At 53.6% G+C, this 19,773-nt stretch carries 21 protein-coding genes and 1 pseudogene; all 22 read left to right on the plus strand.

Annotated features, from left to right (window positions below; all coding sequences use genetic code 11):
* The 22 genes and pseudogenes from DWZ40_RS02345 to DWZ40_RS02450 all read left to right on the plus strand — a co-directional run bounded on the left by DWZ40_RS02345 (nucleotide 1) and on the right by DWZ40_RS02450 (nucleotide 19,741).
* Nucleotides 1-579 (plus strand): MT-A70 family methyltransferase, encoded by a 579-nt coding sequence (locus DWZ40_RS02345; protein WP_081739064.1) that lies wholly within the window; start codon nucleotides 1-3, stop codon nucleotides 577-579.
* Complete coding sequence (locus DWZ40_RS02350; protein ID WP_118540527.1) at nucleotides 576-1,637, plus strand: DNA cytosine methyltransferase; 1,062 nt, start codon at nucleotides 576-578, stop codon at nucleotides 1,635-1,637. The genes DWZ40_RS02345 and DWZ40_RS02350 overlap by 4 nt, the downstream gene beginning before the upstream one ends.
* Before the next feature lie 61 nt (nucleotides 1,638-1,698).
* On the plus strand, nucleotides 1,699-2,094 hold the full coding sequence (locus DWZ40_RS02355; RefSeq protein WP_025483362.1) for a PrgI family protein: 396 nt from the start codon (nucleotides 1,699-1,701) through the stop codon (nucleotides 2,092-2,094).
* A 46-nt stretch (nucleotides 2,095-2,140) separates the two neighbouring features.
* Nucleotides 2,141-4,411: a VirB4-like conjugal transfer ATPase, CD1110 family gene (locus DWZ40_RS02360; RefSeq protein ID WP_118540688.1), complete on the plus strand. Its 2,271-nt coding sequence runs from the start codon at nucleotides 2,141-2,143 to the stop codon at nucleotides 4,409-4,411.
* Nucleotides 4,392-6,122 (plus strand): C40 family peptidase, encoded by a 1,731-nt coding sequence (locus DWZ40_RS02365; RefSeq protein ID WP_118540528.1) that lies wholly within the window; start codon nucleotides 4,392-4,394, stop codon nucleotides 6,120-6,122. Before DWZ40_RS02360 ends, DWZ40_RS02365 begins: the two co-directional genes overlap by 20 nt.
* A 13-nt stretch (nucleotides 6,123-6,135) precedes the next feature.
* The gene (locus tag DWZ40_RS02370) at nucleotides 6,136-6,387 is read left to right on the plus strand and encodes a DUF4315 family protein (RefSeq protein ID WP_025483358.1); all 252 of its coding nucleotides are present in this window, start codon (nucleotides 6,136-6,138) and stop codon (nucleotides 6,385-6,387) included.
* Nucleotides 6,388-6,389: 2 nt separating this feature from the next.
* A complete protein-coding gene (locus DWZ40_RS02375) occupies nucleotides 6,390-7,112 on the plus strand; it encodes a DUF4366 domain-containing protein (RefSeq protein WP_025483356.1) in 723 nt (240 codons plus the stop codon).
* A 174-nt stretch (nucleotides 7,113-7,286) separates the two neighbouring features.
* Nucleotides 7,287-7,640: a cysteine-rich VLP domain-containing protein gene (locus DWZ40_RS02380; protein WP_025483355.1), complete on the plus strand. Its 354-nt coding sequence runs from the start codon at nucleotides 7,287-7,289 to the stop codon at nucleotides 7,638-7,640.
* Nucleotides 7,641-7,850: 210 nt separating this feature from the next.
* Nucleotides 7,851-8,612 carry a hypothetical protein gene (locus DWZ40_RS02385; RefSeq protein WP_051400576.1) on the plus strand — a complete coding sequence of 254 codons (762 nt, stop codon included), beginning with the start codon at nucleotides 7,851-7,853 and terminating at the stop codon, nucleotides 8,610-8,612.
* A 5-nt stretch (nucleotides 8,613-8,617) separates the two neighbouring features.
* Nucleotides 8,618-8,779: a hypothetical protein gene (locus tag DWZ40_RS19345; protein WP_182431606.1), complete on the plus strand. Its 162-nt coding sequence runs from the start codon at nucleotides 8,618-8,620 to the stop codon at nucleotides 8,777-8,779.
* 38 nt (nucleotides 8,780-8,817) lie between these two features.
* Complete coding sequence (locus tag DWZ40_RS02390) at nucleotides 8,818-9,126, plus strand: plasmid mobilization relaxosome protein MobC (protein ID WP_044941588.1); 309 nt, start codon at nucleotides 8,818-8,820, stop codon at nucleotides 9,124-9,126.
* Nucleotides 9,127-9,282: 156 nt separating this feature from the next.
* Nucleotides 9,283-9,573, plus strand: a complete 291-nt coding sequence (locus tag DWZ40_RS02395) for a CD1845 family protein (protein ID WP_015563774.1) — start codon at nucleotides 9,283-9,285, stop codon at nucleotides 9,571-9,573.
* A gap of 146 nt (nucleotides 9,574-9,719) precedes the next feature.
* Nucleotides 9,720-11,081 (plus strand): relaxase/mobilization nuclease domain-containing protein, encoded by a 1,362-nt coding sequence (locus DWZ40_RS02400; protein ID WP_054343783.1) that lies wholly within the window; start codon nucleotides 9,720-9,722, stop codon nucleotides 11,079-11,081.
* 463 nt (nucleotides 11,082-11,544) lie between these two features.
* Nucleotides 11,545-13,461 carry a DUF2185 domain-containing protein gene (locus tag DWZ40_RS02405; RefSeq protein WP_025483352.1) on the plus strand — a complete coding sequence of 639 codons (1,917 nt, stop codon included), beginning with the start codon at nucleotides 11,545-11,547 and terminating at the stop codon, nucleotides 13,459-13,461.
* Between the two features lie 5 nt (nucleotides 13,462-13,466).
* The gene (locus tag DWZ40_RS02410) at nucleotides 13,467-13,703 is read left to right on the plus strand and encodes a hypothetical protein (RefSeq protein WP_015563776.1); all 237 of its coding nucleotides are present in this window, start codon (nucleotides 13,467-13,469) and stop codon (nucleotides 13,701-13,703) included.
* 82 nt (nucleotides 13,704-13,785) lie between these two features.
* Entirely contained in the window at nucleotides 13,786-14,193 is a 408-nt protein-coding gene (locus DWZ40_RS02415; protein WP_015563778.1) for a DUF4259 domain-containing protein, read from the plus strand.
* Between the two features lie 22 nt (nucleotides 14,194-14,215).
* Nucleotides 14,216-14,698, plus strand: coding sequence for a hypothetical protein (locus tag DWZ40_RS02420; RefSeq protein ID WP_015563779.1), 483 nt, complete (start codon nucleotides 14,216-14,218; stop codon nucleotides 14,696-14,698).
* 667 nt (nucleotides 14,699-15,365) lie between these two features.
* The gene (locus tag DWZ40_RS02430; RefSeq protein WP_015563780.1) at nucleotides 15,366-15,788 is read left to right on the plus strand and encodes a sigma factor-like helix-turn-helix DNA-binding protein; all 423 of its coding nucleotides are present in this window, start codon (nucleotides 15,366-15,368) and stop codon (nucleotides 15,786-15,788) included.
* 210 nt (nucleotides 15,789-15,998) lie between these two features.
* On the plus strand, nucleotides 15,999-16,199 hold the full coding sequence (locus tag DWZ40_RS02435) for a hypothetical protein (protein ID WP_015563781.1): 201 nt from the start codon (nucleotides 15,999-16,001) through the stop codon (nucleotides 16,197-16,199).
* Between the two features lie 103 nt (nucleotides 16,200-16,302).
* Nucleotides 16,303-16,479, plus strand: coding sequence for a hypothetical protein (locus tag DWZ40_RS02440; protein ID WP_015563782.1), 177 nt, complete (start codon nucleotides 16,303-16,305; stop codon nucleotides 16,477-16,479).
* An 84-nt stretch (nucleotides 16,480-16,563) separates the two neighbouring features.
* Nucleotides 16,564-18,045 carry a recombinase family protein gene (locus DWZ40_RS02445; protein WP_025483343.1) on the plus strand — a complete coding sequence of 494 codons (1,482 nt, stop codon included), beginning with the start codon at nucleotides 16,564-16,566 and terminating at the stop codon, nucleotides 18,043-18,045.
* 453 nt (nucleotides 18,046-18,498) lie between these two features.
* Nucleotides 18,499-19,741: pseudogene (locus tag DWZ40_RS02450) on the plus strand (IS256 family transposase).
* Nucleotides 19,742-19,773 lie beyond the last annotated feature (32 nt).

Raw genomic sequence — 19,773 nt, forward strand, 5'->3', positions numbered from 1 at the left:
ATCGGACGCTATTCTATCATTTATGCCGATCCCCCCTGGCGCTACACAGCGAAAAAGGTACAGGGGGCGGCGGAAAACCATTACCCCACCATGAGCATATCGGAGCTATGCGCGTTGCCTGTGGCCGACCTTGCGGCCAAGGACAGCGCGCTTTTTTTGTGGGCCACATTCCCGCAGCTCCCGGAGGCCCTGCGGCTGATCCAGGCGTGGGGCTTCACTTATAAAAGCGTGGCTTTCGTCTGGCTCAAACAAAACCGCAAGTCCCCCGGCTGGTTTTACGGCCTGGGCTTTTGGACACGGGGCAACGCGGAGGTCTGCCTGCTGGCGACACGGGGACACCCCAAACGGCAGGCGGCAAATGTCCATCAGTTTATCATTTCCCCTGTTCGGGAGCACAGCCGCAAGCCGGAGGAGGCCCGTGAAAAGATCGTGGCCCTTATGGGCGACTTACCCAGGGTGGAGCTGTTCGCAAGACAGTCCCCGCCCGGCTGGGACGTGTGGGGAAATGAGGTGGAGCCCACGATCCCGGACTTCTGGACAAAGTGTCCAGAGGAGGCAGATCAAAAGGAGGGCTTGTGAGCGGGCTCACTTTGGGGAGCCTGTTTGACGGGATCGGGGTTTTCCCCCTGGCGGCGTCGCGGTGCGACATCCGCCCCCTGTGGGCAAGCGAGATCGAGGCCGCCCCTATCTCTATCACCCGGCGGCACTTCCCGGATATGGCCCACCTGGGGGACATCACCAAACTGGACGGCGGGGCCATCCCTCCCGTCCATGTGCTGACCTTTGGCTCCCCCTGTCAAAATCTTTCACAGATCGGCAGGCGTGAGGGGCTGGACGGCACCAAATCCGGCCTGTTTTTTCACGCCATCCGTATCATTCAAGAAATGAGAAAGGCCACCAATGATCTATATCCAGTTATCTCTGTTTGGGAAAACGTCATGGGAGCGTTTTCTTCAAATGACCGGATGGACTTTAGAGCCGTCCTATCCGCTTTCACAGACACCGAAATTTCAATGCCTGCTTCGGGAAGATGGGCAAACGCCGGAATGGTGCGAGGGGGATGCCCCGATCTCGCATGGCGGCTCCTGGATGCCCAGCATTGGGCAAGGCCCCGGCTGGCCCGACGCCAGCGCGTCTTTCTTGTGGCAGACTTTGGAGGGCGGCGTGCTCCCGAAATATTGTTTAAGCCCCGCCCAATGCTCCCACTTCCTGCGCCTTGCACAGCGGGCGGGCTGCCCGCCCCCGGCGGAGATCGAGGCCCTGTTCTTGAAACAGGGGGGCGCGTACCCGTCACCAGACCCTTTCAAGGGTTCCGTATGCGGGGAGCCGCCAAGGAGGGGGAACAAACAGCGTTCCAAAACAGTTTCGGATTTCCAACTGACCCTTTTCCCACTCTGTTAGCCGGTACGGTGACACCGTTCGCTTTTTGGTACGAGGACGATCCGGCAGGCGGCTGTATTCGTTTCCCTACGGAATTGGAATGTGAGCGGCTGATGGGCTTGCCGGAGGGGTGGACGAAGTACGGGGCTGACGGCAGGGAGATCAGCGCGTCCCAGCGGTACAAGGCCCTGGGCAACGCCATCGCCCTGCCCTGCGCGGAGTATATCATGGCGGGGATCGCGGAGGCCCTGCGTTAAAACTGCCTGGGCTTCTGGACAAAGTGTCCAGAAGTGGCCGGGCCGGAAAGGAGTGATCAAAATTCCCTATGTGAATGTTCCCAACGATCTGTCAAAGGTCAAAACCAAACTTGCCTTTAATCTGACGAAACGCCAGCTTGTGTGCTTCGGGATCGCGGCGGCGGTGGGCGTCCCGTCCTATCTGTTGGCCCGGAGCTCCATCGGCAACACCGGGGCCATGTTCCTTATGATGGCGGTGGCGCTCCCCGCATTTTTGCTGGCTATGTATGAGAAAGACGGGCTCCCGCTGGAAAAGGTGGTGCGAAACATCATCCGGGCCCGTTTCCTGCGGCCTGGGGTGAGGCCCTACCGAACAGAAAACATTTACGCCCCGTTCACCCATCGGGGCGCTGCGGGAAAGGAGGATGCGATTGCAGAAAGCAAAAAATCAAAAGCGCGGCCCCGGAAAGGCCGCTGACCGGAAAGCTGCGTTGTCTGCCCAGCAGACGATCCCTTATCTGGTGATGCACCCGGACGGGGTGTGCCAGCTCCCCGGCGGGCTCTATACAAAGACGGTGGAATATGAGGACATCAACTATTCCGTGGCAAGCACCGAGGATCAGACGGCGATTTTCGGCGGCTGGAGTTCGTTCCTCAATTACTTTGACACCTCTTTGCCGTTCCAGCTCTCCTTTATCAACCGCCGCTCCCGTTCCCGGAACAAATACCGGGTGAACATCCCCCAGGCCCAGGATGACTTCAACAGCGTCCGGGCCGAATTTACCGGGATGCTAAAAAACCAGATTGCCCGGTCAAACAACGGGATCGAGCGGTCAAAATATATCACCTTTGGGCTCCCCGCCGATGGGATCGGGGAGGCCCGGCCCCGGCTGGAGCGTGTGGAGGCCGATGTGACAGGCAATCTCAAACGGCTGGGGGTACCTTCGGAGCCCCTGGACGGGCGGTCACGGCTGGCCCTGCTCCACAGCCAGATGCACCCCGGCAGCCGGGAGCCGTTCCGCTTCTCCTGGCAGGACATTCCCAAAACAGGGCTGGGTACCAAAGACTATATCGCCCCGGACAGCTTCGACTTTAGGCAGTCCCGCCTGTTCCGGGTGGGCCAGTATTGGGGCGCGGCTTCCTATTTGCAGATCATGGCTTCGGAGCTCTCCGATAAGCTCCTGGCGGAAATCCTGGAGCTGGACGCAGAGCTGACCGTGACCATGCACATCCAGACGGTGGATCAGCTCAAGGCCATTAAAACGGTAAAAGGCAAGCTGTCCGACATTGGAAAAATGAAGGTGGAGGAACAGCGCAAGGCGGTGCGGGCCGGGTATGATCCCGACATCCTGCCCCCCGACCTCATTACCTTTTCCAAAGACGCGGCGGAGCTGCTGGCCGACCTGCAATCCCGCAACGAGCGGATGTTTCTGCTGACTTTTACGGTGGTGAACATCGCCCCCACCCGCCAGCGGCTGGAAAATGATATTTTCACGGTGGGCGGCATCGCGCAGAAATACAACTGTGCCCTAAAGCGTCTGGACTGGCAGCAGGAGCAGGGCTTTGTGTCCTCCCTGGCCCTGGGCTATAACGAGGTGGAAATCCAGCGGGGCATGACGACCAGCTCCACGGCGATTTTCATTCCCTTTATGACCAGGGAGCTGCGGATGGCGGGGCCGTCCCTCTACTACGGGATGAACGCCCTTTCCCACAATGTCATCATGGCTGACCGGAAAAAGCTGAAATCGGCCAACGGCCTGTACCTGGGCTCTACCGGATCGGGAAAATCCTTTGCGGCAAAAAGGGAGCTCCTAAACGTGTTCCTCACCATCCCCCAGGACAGAATTTTGATCGTCGATCCAATGGGCGAGTATGCCCCGCTGGTGCGGCGGCTGGGCGGGCAAGTCATTGAGATCGCCCCCGGTTCTCCCAACCATATCAACCCTATGGACATTCGGCTGGATATGGATGAGGACGAGAGCCCGCTTTCAATGAAAGCGGATTTTTTGTTGTCCCTGTGCGAGCTGGTGGTGGGCGGCAAGGATGGTTTACAACCTATCGAAAAGACGGTGATCGACCGCTGTGTGCGGCTCATCTACCGGGATATGGCCCTGGGGATCGGGGACAGCAAGCCGCCCTTGCTCCAGGACTTGTATGAGGAGCTTCTGAAACAGCCGGAGCCGGAGGCCCGGCGGGTGGCAACCGCCCTGGAGCTCTACTGCACCGGCTCCCTCAACCTGTTCAACCACCCGACCAATGTGGACTTGACCGCCCGCGTGGTGTGCATCGTCCTCAAAGGGCTGGGGGAAAACCTGCGGAAGATCGCCATGCACATCACCAACGATTTTGTCACTTCGGCGGTCAACGTGAATTTCCACAACGGCATTTCGACCTGGTGCTACTTTGACGAGTTTCACATTTTGCTCCGGGATGCCCTCACCGCCAGCTACTTTGTGGCCGTGTGGAAGATGCTCCGCAAAAAGGGCTGCGTCCCCAGCGCACTTACGCAGAATGTGAAAGACCTGTTAGCCAGCCGGGAGATCGAGGCCATTTTGGACAACACCGACTTTATGATCCTGTTGGCCCAGGCCCAAAGTGACCGGGCGATCCTGGCAAAGCAGCTCGGCATTTCCGAGCACCAGCTTTCCTATATCACCCACAGCAATTCCGGCGAGGGCCTGCTGTTCTATGGGGATGTGACCATCCCCTTTGTTGACCGTTTCCCCAAAGGGGAGATTTACAACCTGCTCACCACCCGCCCGGAGGATTTGAAGAATGAAGCGAAAACCGAATAGGCCAAAACAAGAGCCAATGGAACGCCCAGGCTCCTGGGAGAGCACCGCCGATCCTGGCGAGGCCGCTGGGGGCGGCTCCCCAGGTGATGCTGGGGCTGCGGACAGCGGCACCTCTGGACAAAATGTCCAGAAGTCAAAATTTCGGCAAAAGAGCCAGCAGGAACAGGCCGCCGCGTCCAAGCTCCGTATGGAAAAGCGCGGGGAAAAGCTGGAGGCGGCCAAAGATAAGCTGGCAAAGCAGAAGCCACCCAAAAAGCCCGGCCCGGTGAGGCGGGTGGGCCGGGCCGCTGGCGGTACGGTTCACGGCTTCGTGCATGGCAAGCTCTTTGAGGTGGAACAGGAGAATGTGGGCACCGAGGGAGCCCACCGTTCCGAGCTGGCGGGTGAAACCGCCCTGCGGCATGGCTCCCGCTTCGTCAAGAAGAAAATCCGGGAACACCCGGCAAAGGCTGTCCAGCGGGCGGAGTCCAAATATATCAAGGCTGCGGCGGATCATCAGTTCCGCGTGGCGGCCCAGGAGCACCCGGAGCTGGAGAAAAATGCCTGGAAACGGTTTTGGCAGAAACGGCAATACCGCAAGCAGGCACGGCAGACCGCCAGGGCTGGGGCGGCAAAGGCGGCAAAACAGACTGCCGCCGCCACGGAAAGAGCCGGAGCCCAGGCGGTGGGCTTCATCAAGCGGCATCCCGTGGGGGTGCTCCTGGCCCTGGCCTGTGTGCTCCTGCTCTTTATCATGCAGTCCTGTTCGTCCTCCCTGGTGATGTTTGGCAACTCCGGCGCGGGGGCCGTGGGCGCTACCACCTATCCATCAAAGGATGAGGACATCCTGGGGGCTGAGGCCGCCTATGCGGATATGGAGGCGGAGCTGCAAAACTACCTGGACACCTACGAAAGCACCCACGACTATGACGAATACCATTTTGACCTGGACGGGATTGAACACGATCCCTATGTGCTCATCTCCATCCTCTCTGTGCTTCACGAGGGGGAATGGACGCTTGCCCAGGTACAGGGCACCCTGGAAATGCTCTTTGACCGCCAATACATTCTCACCGAGGATGTGGTGGTGGAGGTGCGCTACCGGACGGAAACCCGCACAGACAGCGAGGGCAACGATTATGAGGTGGAAGTCCCGTATAACTGGTATATCTGCTATGTGACGCTGGAAAACAAAAACCTTTCCCATCTCCCCCTGGAGCTTATGGGCGAGGAGGAGCTGGCCCGGTATGCCCTCTATATGTCCAGCCTGGGCAACCGGCCCGACCTGTTCCCGGAGTCCGGGTATGTGGACAAATACACGAAACCGCCCGCCGACTACGATGTGCCGGAGGAATATCTGGACGATGAAACCTTTGCGGCTATCTTGGGCGAGGCGGAAAAGTACCTGGGTTATCCCTATGTGTGGGGCGGCAGCTCCCCCGCCACTTCCTTTGACTGCTCCGGCTTCGTATCCTGGGTGATCAATCACTCCGGCTGGGATGTGGGCCGCCTGGGGGCCCAGGGGCTCTACAACATCTGCACCCCCACCAGCGCGCCCCGCCCCGGCGATCTGGTCTTTTTTGAGGGTACCTATGATACAAGCGGCGTTTCCCACTGTGGTATCTATGTGGGGGACGGGATGATGATCCATGCGGGCGATCCCATCAGCTACGCGAATTTGAATACAAGCTACTGGCAGTCCCATTTCTACGCCTACGGGCGTTTACCATGATTGGAGGTACTCTATGGCGGCAAGCAAAAGCCAAAAAATCCAGGCCGAGATCGAAAAGGTCAAGGCCAAAATCAACGAGCAGCAGGCCCGGCTCAAGGAGCTGGAGAAAAACAAGCTGGAGGCGGAAAACAGCGAGATCGTGGACATCGTGCGGGGTCTGAGCATTTCCCTGGAGGAGCTGCCCCTGGTGCTTCAGCAGCTCCGGGAGGGTACTTCTGGACAAAGTGTCCAGAAGTCGGGGCCTATGGAAAAGGAGGAAAATTGAATATGAAACGATGGAAGTCTTTGACGGCGGCGCTTTGCGCCGCTGTTCTTTTATGCGGATTCAGCACCACCGCCTATGCTGGGGGCGGCGAGTATGAGGACTACGGCGATCCCACAATGGAAACCCTGGCCCCGGAGCCGGAGCCTACCATAGAGCCCGGCCAGGGCTTTTCGGAGGAGGGCGGTTTTGTGACCCGCGACCTGCTCTATGACGAAAACACCAACAAGCAGTTTATCACCGTCCAGACCAGCGGCGGGGCTACATTTTATTTCGTCATTGACTACGACAAGCCCGTGGACGAGGAGGGCGAACAGTACGAAACCTATTTTCTGAATGTGGTGGACGAAGCCGACCTGCTGGCCGCAGCCGAGGCCGCTGGCGTGGAACAGGCGGTGTGCTCCTGCTCTGAAAAATGCGAGGTGGGGGCTGTCAATACAGAGTGCGCCGTCTGCTCTGTCAATATGGGAAAATGCGTGGGCGTCGCCCCGGAGCCTGCGGAAACTGAGGAGCCTGCGGAGGAGCCGGAAACAGGCGGCAGCATGGGGAGGCTCCTTCTCATCCTGGCAGTGGCTGGGATCGGCGGCGGGGCCGCGTTCTATTTCAAGGTGATCCGGCCCAAACAGCAGCAGGCCGCCGAGCCGGAGGAGGACTACGGCGAGGAGGACTATGAGGACGACGGCCCGCCCTGGGACGAGGACGAAAACAGCGAGGAGGATGAGGAATGAACTTTACCAATAACCCCTATGAAAAAATGATGAAACAGAAGCCCCGGCCTCTGGCCCCCTCCATCCCCAAAGAGCCCAAAGGCTCCCGTTGCTCCGGGTGCCCCTACTGGCGGGGGATCAGCTGCGTGTCCTGCTACCGGGAGCTTTTGAAAACCCCTGCCGGGAGGTGATGGGGTGGCCCGTGAACTGACCCGCGAGGAAAAAAGGAAAATCCGCGCCCTGGTGGTGAAGTGGTGCGCCAACTATAACAAGGAATATGGATGCCTGCCCCTGGAGTGCGAATGTTATATGTTCGGCAAATGCTGGACGGGGGCCTATTGCCGTTATTTCCGGGAGGCTGTCCTGCCCCTTGATCCGGCGCTGGAGGCGGCGCTCTTGACCGAGGGCCCGCCCCCGGTTTTCAAACCCTGCCCCATCTGCGGCGGGGCTGTCCCCGTGGATGGGCGCATGGCCTACTGCTCCGAGGTTTGCGCCCGGATCGCCCTGCGGCGGCAAAAGCGGGAGTATATGCGGAAAAAGCGGAGGTGATGTGTGGAAAATTAGGCCCCGGAAAACCCGCTGATCACAAGGCTTTCCGGGGCCGGTTTTGGGGTGGGCCGTATGTTTCTTTGGCCTACCCCCGTTTTAGCCAAATGCTTTCCACATCCCCACGCTGTCACTTCTGGACACTTTGTCCAGAGGTGGCGGCCTATTTGATTATGACAAGGAGGCGGTATTCTGGAAGAAAATCAAGGCTATGTGATACGCCACACGATCCTGTTTGACAACAAATGTGGCTTTGTGCTGGGGGAAAACCCCAAGGCTCCAAACCCCTATGTAACATGGCAATTCAACGAGCAGGACGGGCACCGGGACTTCTTTTGGGGCCACTATCACAACGAGCCGGATATGGCAGAACGGGATTTTCACAATCGGGCTGAGGACTATCAGCGGCGCTATCATGTGTTTGAGGTAGAGCAGGCCCCGGACAAGGAAACCTACAAATACTACTCCACCCAGCGGCCCATCGACATCGGCACCTACCCGAACAGCTACTTTAACCGTCCTGTCCACATGGATTTATATTTCACCCGCCTGGAAGTGACGGGTGAGGCGTTCCAGGCGTGTGGTGCCATCACCTATGCCCAGCCGCTGACTGAGCGGGAAATGCAGGATTATGAACTGCGGCCCTCCCGTGAAAATCTGGACATCCGGCGGCAGATGGATGCCCAGGCCCAGGTGGTAGGCAAATGGGAGGACGCCCACCATGTCCCGGAACAAAGGCGGCTGACCTGGTTTTATCCCGACTTTGGCAGCTATGTGGCGAAAGAGTATGTCACCCCGGAGCAGCTTACCGCCCGCGCCCGTGGGGTGGAGCGTCAAGTAGCAGCTAAGGCCCACAAACAGGCGAAAGAAAAACAGCCGATTGCCGAACAAATCAAGGCCGCCCAGCGGGAGGCCCTGGAGCACCGGGAGCCGGAGGCTCCAAAAAAGAAAGCCCCCGATAGGGGCGAGCGTTAGGAGGTATGTGTATGGAAAAACAGAGGGAACAGGATCGGGCCGACCTGGAAATGAAAAGGCTGTGCGGCGTGTTTGGCTCCCCCCAGCCCCCGGAGGAGGAAAAGCCGCTGGACAAGGTAAAGGAGCCGCCCCGCCCCTATCGGAGCCGGGAGCGCGAGGAACGGTGAGCCAGAAAAAGCGCCGCCGCCCTGTCCATCTTCATGTGATGGTGTCCGAGGAGGAGCTGGCGCTGATCCGGGAGCGCATGGCCGAGGCGGGTGTCCGTAACCTGGGGGCCTATGTGCGGAAAATGGCGCTCAACGGCTATGTGCTCCATGTTGACCTTTCGCCCGTCCGGGAGTTGGTATCACTCCAGCGGCGGTGCTCCAACAATCTAAACCAGGTGGCGATCCAGGCGAACACCTACGGCGGCATTTACCCGGAGGAGATCAAGGCCCTCCAGCGGGACTATGAAACCCTGTGGGAGCCGCTGTCCGACCTGCTCAAAAAGCTGTCGGCGGTGGTGGAGCTTTAACCCTTGCCGGGGAGCGCAACGCTCCCCGGCTGCCCCGGCTTCTGGACACTTTGCCCAGAGGTGGGGGCAGCCGGAGTCATCCTTGTTGGCCCCCTCTTACTGAGTTATAATATACATATAGAGGCAAATAGCAAACTTTTGTAGGAGGTATGAACCATGCGTATCATTTTGAAAATCATCGCGGCCCCCTTTGTTCTGGCGCTGATCCTCGCTGTGGCGGTGCTCTCGTTCCTCTCCTGCATCGCAGGGGCGCTCTGCTGGCTGGCGTGTACGGTTTTCGTTCTGCTGGCGGCCTGCGGTTTTTTCGCAGGGCTGCATACCGGGTGTATTGCCATGCTGGTGCTGGCGTTTTTGGTTTCCCCCTTTGGGCTCCCGGCCATCGGGGAGTGGCTGCTGGAGCGCCTGTATGGGGTGAAATACGCTTTGCAGGATTTTATGTTTAGCTGATGACCTCTGGACACTTTGTCCAGAAGTGCCGGGCGGCGGGGATTTTCCCGTCGCCCGCTTTTCGTCTATCTGGAGGAGGTGAGCCTACGGCCACAACACGCTTGATCACCCACCATATCAGCAAGGGGGAAACTGTTGCCCAATCGCTGAAAGACCGTTTCGACTACGGCCAAAACCCGGAGAAAACCCAAGGCGGGGAGCTCATTTCCGCCTATGAGTGCGACCACCGCACAGCCGATGCCGAGTTTCTGCTGGCAAAGGCAAAGTACAAAGCCGTCACGGGCCGGGAGCAGCGGCGGGATGCGGATGTGCTGTGCTATCAGATCCGGCAGTCCTTCCGTCCTGGAGAGATCACCCCGGAGGAGGCAAACCGGGTGGGCTATGAAACGGCTATGCGCTGGACAAAGGGGAAGCACGCCTTTTTCGTTGCCACCCATACAGACCGCCAGCACATCCATAATCACATTTACTACAATTCCACCACCCTGGACTATACCGGGAAATTCCGGGATTTTTTCAGATCGGCGGCAGCCCTGCGGCGGCTCTCTGACCGGGTATGCCTGGAGCATGATCTGTCTGTGATCCAAAACCCGAAGCTCCACAGCAAGGGCCGCTTTCTCCACTACGGCCAATGGATCGGGGAACGCCCGCCCTCGGCCCAGCAGCGGGTGCGGCTGGCTATCGTGGAGGCCCTGGGGAAACAGCCCGCCGACTTTGCGGCGTTCCTGCGGCTCATGGAGGAGTCCGGCTTTGCGGTGAAGCATGGCCGAGGCGGGGTGATCTCATTCCTGGCCCCTGGGCAGGATAAGCCCACCCGCCTGCGCTCGTCCACCCTGGGCCTGGGCTTTGACCCGGAGGACATCCGGGCGGTGATCGCCGGGGAGCGCCCGATCCCGGAGCTGCCAAAGGATGGCCCGCCCCCGCCCCGGCGCGTCGATCTCATCATCGACATTCAAAATCGGCTGGCCCAGGGCAAAGGCCCGGCCTATGAACGGTGGGCGAAGGTCTACAACCTCAAACAGATGGCCGCCGCGCTCCTGTATCTCCGGGAGCATGGGCTGACCGACTATGCGGCGCTGGAGGCCACCACCGAGGCGGCGGTGGATCGCTTTCACACCCTGGCCGGGGAGCTGCGGGACACCGAGGCCGCCCTCTCCCATACTTCCCAGCTCATGGGGGCGGTGGTGCAGTACGCAAAGACGAGGCCCGTGTTTGACGGCTACAAGGCGGCCCGGTATTCTAAAAAATATCTGGCCCAGCACGAGGCGGAGCTTTCTGACTATCGGGCGGCAAAGGCCGCCATGAGTGAGCTTTTGGACGGGGCAAAACTCCCAAAGATGGACGCGCTGAAAAAGCGGCGGCGTGAGCTCTCTGAAAAGAAAAAGGCCCTCTATGCCGAGTACCGCAAAGCCCAGGCGGATATGCGTGAGGCTGTGGCGGTCAAGGGCAACATCGACTTCCTGCGCTGCTATCCAGAAGGGCGGGAAGATAAGGCCCAGGAGCGGTAGCGCCGGGGCCGCAGACAATAAGGACTTCTGGACAAAGTGTCCAGAAGTCCAGCGGGTTTGGGGAGCTCCCCAACAAGCATTTTTGCGGGGCTACCGGCCACGCAAAAATAGCAGGTGTGGGCACACCTGCCCTGCTTGCCGTTTCGTGCAAACCCGAAAAACAGGCGCTTTGGAGCGGATAGTGCAGGGGGCGAACATTCCAAAAAGAATATTGCCATACTTCAAATGTTCTGCTATAATGTCTATAAATAACTTTTCAAAAAGGGGTTGACAAGCAACATGACTTCTGCCATCCTAAAGCAAGCAAGCAAGCAAGCGGAGCGGTGCTATAACTATGTAGCATCGGGCTTTTGTCATGCCCCCAATAATATTGGTATATATAAGCGTTTCTATCAAGGCAGTTTTCTGCGCGGATAGAAACGCTTTTTTGTTTTGAAAACGTCAACTGGAGGAGGATTATGGTATGGACAATTTGCTGGAACAACTTGAACAGTGGAATAAAAACGATGAATTTTCCCGGTGTATTGAAGCCATTGAAGCTATCCCGGAAAAAGAGCGTGGATATAAATTGACCGTATTGCTTGGCCGGGCTTATAGCAATTTGGCAGTATTGGGAGATCACAAGGCGCATGGAGATGATGATGAAGTAGATAAGGAACTTATCCAACACTCCATTGACATTTTGGAAACTGTATGGAAACAGGGAGAAAATGACCCGTACTGGAACGCTCGCATGGGATATGCTCACCTCATGGCAGATGATACGGCGGCTGTTGCTCTTGAATATGGAAAGCGGTGGCTGGAATTAGAGCCGGACAATCCAGAAGCGCAGAAATTGGTGAGCGATTGTGAGGGGTATCTTTCGGAAGAACCAGTCGAAATGTATGACGAGGCCGATTGGGATGCGGTAGAGAAACACATTGAAAAATATTTCGGTCATTATGATTACGTATTTCACGAAAGTGTTTCCACAGGTATTCATTTGGACATCTGCGTTATTCCACCGCGAAAAGATCATAACTATTATACCCTTGTTACATTTGGAATGGGCGCTCATAGAATGAACGTGCCAGAGGAACTAACAGAGAAAAAATTGGAACGGGCAGAGCTTTTAATCAATCTTCCCCCGGATTGGAAATTGTCGGAGGAGGATTGGCAAGAGGAAAAATGGTATTGGCCTATTGATGTTTTGAAATGGATTGCCCGCATACCTGTTAAAGATAGAAATACTTGGCTTGGCTGGGGACATACCATAAGTTCCGGTGAGCCATTTGCGGAAAGTACAAAATTGTGCGGGGCTATGTTATTAAACCCTGGTGTGTTTGGTGAACCCTCATACTTCTGCACTCTCCCCGACGGGGACGAAGTGAATTTTTATCAGCTTATCCCTCTCTACAAGGAAGAAATGGAGTTTAAGTTAGAAAATAGTGTAGATGAACTTATAGATAAATGCCCGGACGAAATCTTGGAGGTCATTAACCCCACGCGCCTTAATGCAATTACAGATGAAGATACGATTGGCTATGATTTAGCGGAAATGGATAATGCGGAAAGTCATCTAAAACGTATCCGGGATTTGCATTTGCCTGTTGATGAACTGGCCGCTTACAACTCTATGGCCGTTTATCTGCGTTGGGCTATGGAACGAGGGCAAATGAGTAATCCGTTTCTTACCCAGTACCGAAATGTGGTAGAAGCAGTTAGGGCGGGGAATGGCCCCGACTTGCGTGTGTTTATCCGGGACAAGCTGGACGGAAAATTGTCCACACAATTTTTTGATCGGGTAGGCTCTGGCTTTGCTCAATGGTATGCCCAGGACAATCGCTCAAACCCCTATGGCTATCTTCGGGACTACCGTGATTGCGCTCTGGCTGTTTTGAAAGACCATACATGGAATAGCATTGAGGAGGAAGAAGCCGCATATTTGCTTTTGCCTTATACCGAGGAAAGCTACCAGGCGATAAGTGCAATTTTGGATAAGCGGTTAAAAGAATTTTTGGAAGCAGAATTTGAAGATGATCCCGAACTGCGTGTTGCACGTGCCGCCGATGGAAAGCCGCCTATCATTCCCGATTGGGACGGTCCCCTATTCTGCTATGCAACTGACCGTATCGCTCAAGAGGGTTATAAAATCAAGGTGGCAGAACGGGTAGCGCCGGAGCGTGAGGAATGGGGCTGGGACACCGGCTGGGGGTTCTTTTCCGATGATGACGATGAAATTGAAGATGACGAAAACGGCGGCTTTTACGATATTCGAGACATTTGCCGCATTGACCCAACCGTAGTGCCCCTGTTGTCCTTGCCTTATGGCACGTGTATGGAGAAAGACGAAACCGGGGAATGGATTGAAATTGAAGATGATGAAACGGAAAGGAGTTAATGACAATGCAGCTTGATAAAATTGAAGATGTTTTATCTGAAAATCTGGGAGAAGGGTATCGAATTGTTAGGGACAATGATGAACTATCTCCAATAATCGAATGGGTTGACTGGGTTAATCAATCGGAAAATGACGAGAATGAAGAAGCTATTCGGGTTGAAGTCCATTTTGAAGATGGCACAGAGGAAACCTTTGAAAAAGGAATTACGCTTCGTCAAATCTGGCATGAAGATGTACTATAAGAACACCCTACGTTGCTTGTTTAGGTGCGGACTTCTGGACACTTTGTCCAGAAGTGGCCCGGTAGATAAAGGAGGATGATATATGGGCGCATGGAATTATGGTGTTTTTGATGATGATACTGCGTATGACGCTTTGACTGACCTTAAAAATTCATTAGACATAATTGCTGATATGGAACGATATTTTGATGAGGTTATACAGGCTGAATATATCGGCTATGATGAAGCTCATTACGCTTTAGTATCAGCGGCCGTTATTGACAGCGTAATAAACAGCTTTGTGTATAGATGTGATGAGGAAGATTATTTTGAGTGGACAAGTTCACAAAAATGTTTTGACTTTTCTCCCCTCAAACAAAAAGCAGTAACGGCTATTGGTGCCATTCTTTCTGATAATTCTGAATTAAGAGAATTGTGGGAAGAAAACGAGGAATTGTATGAAGCATGGAAAGAGGATAAACTTTCAATGCAAAAACGACTGCAACAATAACAAAAAGGAAAGGTGAAAAATCATGGGATTGTTTGGAAACATTTTTAAGCCGCTGCAAGGAAAGCTGACCGCTAAACAAGAAGAAAATATGAAAAAGGTAGCGGAAGTATTTAAGGAAAAGACAGGGAAAGATTATCAGACCGCCGTTGTCTGGAAAATGACAACAAAGAAAAAACTAACGAAAACTGTTCATACATATTACAACTGGCTTATGGGCTATGGCATAGACGATAATAACATTCCTGAAATCGTACTTATTCCCGTAGATCCTAAATGGGATTGGATTGATGAACCTATTTATTGCAAAAAGACTAATTCCGAAATGACGCAGGACAAGAAAACAAGCCTGTTCATCTTAAAGAATGACCAGCTTGAAGATGGCAAAATAGATTTACAGCTTATTAGTTCCGTGGCGATGATGGAAAATTATCTCATGGACGTTAATTATATGTTTGACTATGAAAAATTGAGTGAGTATTGCATGAAATATTGGATGGGTAAGTGATGGAGTTTATAGAAAAGTTTTTAAGTGAGTATTGGCAATATGTAACGCTTGTGATTGGTGCAGGTTTTGTGATATTCGGTTTTATCTGCAACAAAATAAAATTACCAAAATTCTTAACGAGAAATCCAGACGCAAAATATTCGTTCGGGTTGAGAATAGTGTATATATTACTTGGCATCGGCACCGTATTATATTCTCTTTTCTGTATTTTTTCTTGAGGTTAATAGTTGTTTGGGGGCCGCCAACGGAAACGGCATATAAAAAAACCGTTGGATTGGCGGCTGTGTTGTTATGCGCCTCAAATAGGGGCAGAAGTCAAACGGCGGTTTTGAAACTAATCATTTCAAGGCCGCCGCTTTTTTATACCCACGGCGGCAAAGGAGGTACGCCGTGTTTCTTTGCCTTGTCCATGCCCTTAATTTGTCAAAAAAAGCCCAGGCACCGGACCAGGATATTCTGATATTGGTTGCGAAAATTGTTCTAATATAAATAAATTCCTCGCTTTATGCGCTTGTGCGGCCTTGTGCTGTGCAAGCGCATTTTGCTTGCCTTACTTCTGGACAAAGTGTCCAGGGGTACGGGGCGGCTCCCCTGGGTGCCGCTCCCCGCCAGCCCTCCATTTTGTTTCCGATCAACCAACCCACCGAAACAAAATGGAGGACAAGTTATGACTACAATCAATATGAAAGATTTTTATTATTGGTACATAGTGGACGAGCTGGTGGAGGTGCCCGATGAAGTGGCCGAGGTGCTTCTGGCCAGCCGGAGGAATGAAGCGGCCTATCAGCGGCGGCTTACCCGGAACAAGGCGTTTTATTCCCTGGACTGCGATGACGGGATCGAATACTCCGCGTGTCTGCACGAGCCCAGCCCCCAGGAGCTCCTGGATCGGAAAGAAATGTTTTTCCGTCTGTGGAACGCCCTCAACTCCCTGCCGGAAATCCAGGGCCGCCGGGTGGACGCTCACTTGATCCTCGGCAAGAGCTACCGCCAGATTGCCCGCGAGGAGGGCGTGGATAAAAGCGCCGTCCGTTGTTCCGTGGAAAGCGGCATCAAACGGATGAAAAAATATTTAAGAGAAAATTTCTAATTACCATCTCCATTTGCCCCTTTTTTGTCCTGGGTATATGAGAGGAAGTTTTTTCCCTCTCCGTAAAGAGGACGCGGGGGCCCCAGGCCACAGTGCCGGGCCGCCGCCCTCTTTGCGGGGGAGCGCCGCCGCCGAGGATGCTGTCTTATGACGGGGCAAGAAAATGAGCGCGGCGCTCCCCTATATCTTTATGAAAAAGGGGAACGCTCTATGAACTACGATCCAGAATTGGCGGCCCTGCTTTCCCAGCCGTGGAGCGAGGGGGCCTGCCGGGGCTATGTGATCTCTGCGATGGAGCGGTGCGGCTTCAAGCCCGCCGACATTGAACAGGTCATGCTGGAGCTCCACGAGGTTTTTGACTACACCACCCCGGAGGAGGCTGCGGCTTACTACGAGCGGAGCCCCTATTGACTTCTGGACAAAGTGTCCAGAGGTCACACCGTCAAGCGGCCAGCGCCCTATGCGGGTGCTGGCCGTTTCCTTTATCCATACCGTTTTAAGAGGGAGGTATTTTATGCAGGCACAGGTCAAATACGAAAGCGAGATCAAAACTGCCGTTCTTGGGGATCGGACGATCACCGTCAAGAATGTTACCCCCATTTACCCGCCGCAGGAGCGGGATAAGCGAAGCCGTGAGGTCGAGCGGCGGCTGTTTGATGTGTTTGTAAAGTACGCCGGACAGAGGGGGTAGGCCGGAGTCATCCTTGTTGCATGGGGGCATTAGAGGTATAATATAGTTGTAGGTTGGCTCCCATTTATGGAAAGGGAGCTAATTATGGATAACAGAATTGACGCGATTTATGGGCGGCAGTCGATTGACAAAAAGGACAGTATCAGCATTGAAAGTCAGTTTGAATTTTGCCGTTACGAATTGAAAGGCGGTGAGGGCCGGGAGTACAAGGATAAAGGTTACTCCGGCAAGAATATTGAACGCCCGGACTTCCAGCGGCTTTTGCAGGACATCAAGCTGGGGCTCATCAAGCGGGTGATCGTCTACAAGCTGGATCGGATCAGCCGCTCCATTGTGGACTTTGCAAAGCTCATGGAGCTGTTCAAGCAGTACAATGTGGAGTTTGTGTCCTGTACGGAAAAATTTGATACCTCTACCCCAATGGGCAGGGCGATGCTCAATATCTGTATCGTGTTTGCCCAGCTGGAACGGGAAAGCATCCAAATGCGCGTGCAGGACGCTTTTTATTCCCGGTGTACCAAAGGCTACTATATGCGGGGCCGGACGCCATACGGTTTTGATACTGAGCCCATCGTCATGGACGGGATCAAGACAAAGAAGCTGGTGGAAAATGCGGAAATGGATTTTGCCGAGCTGATGTACCAGATGTATGCGGAGCCGAGCAGCTCCTACGGCGATATAACCCGGTACTTTGTCAAAAACTCCATTGATGTCTATGGAAAAGCCCTGCAACGGGCCTTTATCTCGAAACTGCTGAGAAACCCGGTCTATGTCCAGGCCGATATGGACATCTACGAATACTTCAAAGCCCAGGGCGTAAAAATCGAAAGCCCCCCGGAAATGTTCACGGGGGACAATAGCTGCTATCTCTACCAGGGCCGGGAGGGTGAAGAACAAATCCTTGTAATCGCTCCCCACCAGGGGCGCATCCCCTCCAGCCTTTGGCTGACCGTCCAGCGTAAGCTGTCACAAAACACCTCATTCCAGAATGGCCGCAAATGCCACAATACCTGGCTGGCCGGGAAAATCAAGTGCGGACGCTGCGGCTATGCTCTGGTGGGCTTGAGAGCCCAAAACGGCGTTACTTACCTGCGGTGCAAGCAGCGGGCCGATAACGGGAGCTGCGAGGGTGCCGGTACGCTGACGGCGCAAAGCATGGAGTCCTTTGTGTATGGCGAGATGGTGGAGAAAATGCGGAAGTATCACACGCTGAAAGGCGGCAAGGAACCGGGCTATAACCCCAAACTGACCGCCGCCCGTGTTGCCCTGGCAAAGACGGAAAGCGAGATTGAGAAACTTCTGGACACTTTGTCCGGGGCAAACCCGCTGCTCCTGCAATACGCAAACAATAGGATCGAGGAGCTGGACGCAGAACGGCAAAAGCAGTTAAAGCTGGTGGCCGATCTCACCGCTAATTCCGTTTCGGACACGCAAATTGACTGTATCACGAATTACCTCAACGATTGGGAGTCCGTGAGTTTTGACGATAAGCGCAAGGTGGTTGATATTCTCATATCCCACATTGATGCAACCAGTGAGAGCGTTACAATCCACTGGAAAATCTAAAGCCTGTTTCACTTGGCATTATGCCTTTGTAAAAAATAGTTTTCGTTAACAGATGATAAGACGAAAAAGGAATATAGAAAATTTTCTACACAACGTTTAAAGTTTGAAAAAAACATGGATGCGTTAAGCAAGAAAAACTATGAAGAGTTTTCTTATCCGATAACCGTAAGCGCTTACCGGATCACAGCTAACATCGTAATGCAGGCAATCAATGACAGCCCCCTCGGCTGAGAAGGCTCCCGCAATTAATTTGCGGGAGTTTTTCTGTCAGGAAAACAATTTGATGAAACAGTTGCTTTTAAAGTGACGGGCATCTCTGTAGGAACTCCAAATCAGCTCGAAATAATCTGCCGCATGGAGCATCGTTTAAGAGCCTGTGAAACTTTTTCTGTAAAATAACCATCATAAGGTCCTTCTATGATAAAATAAATATCATTAGGAGGGCCTTTTATTATGGCAAGACAAAAGAAACCTGTACACAGAGTACAAATGACCGATGGAAAAAGAAATATCATTCGTCAGCTTCTCGAAGAATACGATATTGAGACTGCTGAAGATATCCAGGATGCTCTTAAAGATATCCTTGGCGGCACCCTCAAGGAAATGATGGAGGCAGAAATGGATGAACATCTCGGATATGAGAAATCCGAGCGTTCTGACAACGACGATTATCGAAACGGCTATAAACGCAAGCAGGTAAACAGTCGGTATGGTTCTATGGAAATCGAAGTACCACAAGATCGAAAGTCCACCTTTGAACCACAGGTTGTCAAAAAGCGTCAGAAGGATATTTCTGACATTGACCAGAAGATTATCTCCATGTATGCCAAAGGAATGACTACACGCCAAATTTCGGAAACGATTGAAGATATCTATGGCTTCGAAACATCTGAGAGTTTTATTTCTGATGTAACAGATAAGATACTTCCGCAGATTGAAGACTGGCAGAATCGACCGCTAGACGACGTGTATCCGATTCTTTACATTGATGCTATCCACTATTCTGTGCGGGACAACGGAGTGATTCGTAAACTTGCAGCCTATGTAATTCTGGGCATTAACACAGAGGGCAAAAAGGAAGTATTGACCATCACGATTGGTGACAATGAAAGTGCGAAATACTGGCTTTCTGTCTTAAATGAACTAAAAAATCGAGGGGTTAAAGATATCCTGATTATCTGTGTAGACGGCCTTACAGGCATTAAAGAAGCGATTTCGGCGGCATTTCCAAAGACAGAATATCAGAGGTGTATTGTCCATCAGGTAAGAAATACGCTGAAATACGTTCCGGATAAAGACAGGAAAGCTTTCGCTACAGATTTAAAAACCATCTATCAGGCTGCTGATGAGCAGAAGGCTCTGGCTGCTTTAGACCGTGTGACAGAAAAATGGAGTCCGAAATATCCGAATTCTATGAAACGCTGGAAGGACAACTGGGATGCCGTTTCTCCAATTTTTAAGTTTTCAACCACTGTCCGGAAGGTCATTTGTACAACAAATGCGATAGAATCACTGAACTCCACATACCGGAAACTGAATCGTCAGAGAAGCGTATTTCCAAGTGATACAGCGCTGTTAAAAGCCTTATATCTGGCCACTTTCGAGGCTACTAAGAAATGGACAACTACCATCCGGGGACTGGGGCCAGGTCTATGGGGAGTTGAGTATCATGTACGAAGGACGACTTCCAGAATAAGTAAAAACATAATCGTTTAATTTGCCGGACAA

It is taken from the genome of Clostridium sp. AF32-12BH (genome assembly GCF_003477935.1).
Classification (GTDB): domain Bacteria; phylum Bacillota; class Clostridia; order Lachnospirales; family Lachnospiraceae; genus Brotaphodocola.

What these genes read in the sequence shown, in the direction of transcription:
- DWZ40_RS02410 (WP_015563776.1), top strand. Translation starts at nt 13,467, where the DNA reads ATGCAGCTTGATAAAATTGAAGATGTTTTATCTGAAAATCTGGGAGAA.
- DWZ40_RS02405 (WP_025483352.1), top strand. Translation starts at nt 11,545, where the DNA reads ATGGACAATTTGCTGGAACAACTTGAACAGTGGAATAAAAACGATGAA.
- DWZ40_RS02375 (WP_025483356.1), top strand. Translation starts at nt 6,390, where the DNA reads ATGAAACGATGGAAGTCTTTGACGGCGGCGCTTTGCGCCGCTGTTCTT.
- DWZ40_RS02395 (WP_015563774.1), top strand. Translation starts at nt 9,283, where the DNA reads ATGCGTATCATTTTGAAAATCATCGCGGCCCCCTTTGTTCTGGCGCTG.
- DWZ40_RS02435 (WP_015563781.1), top strand. Translation starts at nt 15,999, where the DNA reads ATGAACTACGATCCAGAATTGGCGGCCCTGCTTTCCCAGCCGTGGAGC.
- DWZ40_RS02365 (WP_118540528.1), top strand. Translation starts at nt 4,392, where the DNA reads ATGAAGCGAAAACCGAATAGGCCAAAACAAGAGCCAATGGAACGCCCA.
- DWZ40_RS02360 (WP_118540688.1), top strand. Translation starts at nt 2,141, where the DNA reads ATGCACCCGGACGGGGTGTGCCAGCTCCCCGGCGGGCTCTATACAAAG.
- DWZ40_RS02440 (WP_015563782.1), top strand. Translation starts at nt 16,303, where the DNA reads ATGCAGGCACAGGTCAAATACGAAAGCGAGATCAAAACTGCCGTTCTT.
- DWZ40_RS02430 (WP_015563780.1), top strand. Translation starts at nt 15,366, where the DNA reads ATGACTACAATCAATATGAAAGATTTTTATTATTGGTACATAGTGGAC.
- DWZ40_RS02445 (WP_025483343.1), top strand. Translation starts at nt 16,564, where the DNA reads ATGGATAACAGAATTGACGCGATTTATGGGCGGCAGTCGATTGACAAA.
- DWZ40_RS02370 (WP_025483358.1), top strand. Translation starts at nt 6,136, where the DNA reads ATGGCGGCAAGCAAAAGCCAAAAAATCCAGGCCGAGATCGAAAAGGTC.
- DWZ40_RS02420 (WP_015563779.1), top strand. Translation starts at nt 14,216, where the DNA reads ATGGGATTGTTTGGAAACATTTTTAAGCCGCTGCAAGGAAAGCTGACC.
- DWZ40_RS19345 (WP_182431606.1), top strand. Translation starts at nt 8,618, where the DNA reads ATGTGTATGGAAAAACAGAGGGAACAGGATCGGGCCGACCTGGAAATG.
- DWZ40_RS02390 (WP_044941588.1), top strand. Translation starts at nt 8,818, where the DNA reads ATGGTGTCCGAGGAGGAGCTGGCGCTGATCCGGGAGCGCATGGCCGAG.
- DWZ40_RS02415 (WP_015563778.1), top strand. Translation starts at nt 13,786, where the DNA reads ATGGGCGCATGGAATTATGGTGTTTTTGATGATGATACTGCGTATGAC.